Below are 1057 nucleotides of genomic sequence, written 5' to 3'. Positions count from 1 at the left end.
GAGCTCTGAAGCGCGACTGGGTGGTAAAGATCGGCGATGACTATCTGTCGGCCTCGATTATCGAGGGCATGATTTCCATTCCGATGGAAATCGATCTGTCGATCGAGGCCGGCAGGGCGTTGACCGTTGCATCAGACTGGCGGCCGGGCGACCTGGTCTGGCGCGGCACGGTCGGCAAGCGCAAGGTTACGGCTCAGGTCAGGCCGGTTGCCAACGGCTTTCGCATAGCCTGGAAAGGCATGTCGGTGACCGCGCGCGCCATGCTGCCGCGCACCGCCGAGCTGGAAAGGCTGATGCCCGAAAAGGTGGCGCCGGACACGTCGAACCTGCTGCTTTGCCCGATGCCCGGCCTTGTCGTGTCGATTGCCGTTGCCGAAGGCCAGGAGGTCAAGGCCGGCGAGACCTTGGCGGTGGTGGAAGCGATGAAGATGGAAAACGTGCTGCGTGCTGAACGCGACCTTGTCGTCTCCAAGCTCAACGCCAAACCGGGTGACAGCCTGGCTGTCGACGCGGTGATCATGGAGTTTGCGTAAGGCTGGCCGGGCAGGCAGCCTGTGATCAGCAGTGGTTTGTGCTGGACTGGCATCGCGCGGTCCCGGACAATACATCTCCATCGACTCAAGGACCTTCACACAGCACCATGGCCGACGAAAAACTTCCCCGCGATCCCCTGAAGCGCGAAGCAGCGATTGCTGCGGCGCGGCCGGAGGCCCCGGCGCGGCCCTTCGTCCATTTGCGCGTGCATTCGGCCTATTCGCTGCTGGAAGGCGCCTTGCAGATCGGCAAGGTGGTGGCTCACGCCGTCAAGGACGAAGCCCCGGCCATTGCCGTGACCGACACCAACAATCTGTTCGGCGCCCTGGAATTCGCGCAGAAGGCGGTGAAGGACGGCATCCAGCCAATCATCGGCTGCCAGGCGGCGCTCGCCTTTTCCGGCGAAAACAGCGATGGCCAGCGCGACCGCCGACGGCAAGGTCCCGATATGCGGCCGGTCGTCCTGCTCGCCGCGACCGAAGCCGGCTATTCCAATCTGGTCAGGCTGGTCAGCCGCGTCTAC

General features: G+C 63.8%; 2 protein-coding genes. Both read left to right on the top strand.

Annotated elements, in window-relative coordinates:
* Positions 1-533: biotin/lipoyl-containing protein (locus EN893_RS35335; RefSeq protein ID WP_128362235.1), on the top strand; the 533-nt coding region annotated here is incomplete at its 5' end.
* 107 nt (positions 534-640) lie between these two features.
* Positions 641-1057 (top strand): PHP domain-containing protein (locus EN893_RS35330; protein WP_128362234.1); only part of this gene is annotated, 417 nt, incomplete at its 3' end.

The sequence above is a fragment of the Mesorhizobium sp. M7A.F.Ca.CA.004.04.2.1 genome (assembly GCF_004022825.1).
Taxonomy (GTDB): Bacteria; Pseudomonadota; Alphaproteobacteria; order Rhizobiales; family Rhizobiaceae; genus Mesorhizobium.
This window is presented reverse-complemented; position numbering and strand designations above follow the sequence as displayed.